Consider the following 302-nt stretch of genomic DNA (forward strand, 5'->3'; position numbering starts at 1 on the left):
TAAATCAATACCTTGCTCTTTTAATCTGCTTTTTAATTCTTGACTGATGTAGCCACGATCCGCATAGAGTTTCGCCTGTAAACCTTCAACTCATTGTTCAACCATTTTAATATCAGCAACATGCCCATTGGATAATGCAGAACACACGATTTCACCGAATTGATTCATCACGATATGTAATTTACAGCCATAAAACCACCCCATTGAACTTTTACTCCGTGATGCGATCTTGGCTAATGATTTATGACGCTGAATACGCTGATTTTTACAGACAGGCAGAGTCGTTGAATCAATCCATAAAT

At 37.7% G+C, this 302-nt stretch carries 1 pseudogene; it reads right to left on the minus strand.

Annotated features, from left to right (window positions below):
• Window positions 1–302: pseudogene (locus tag WAE57_RS15840) on the minus strand (transposase); the annotation flags it as partial.

The organism is Acinetobacter sp. NS-4 (assembly GCF_037402435.1).
Lineage (GTDB): Bacteria > Pseudomonadota > Gammaproteobacteria > Pseudomonadales > Moraxellaceae > Acinetobacter.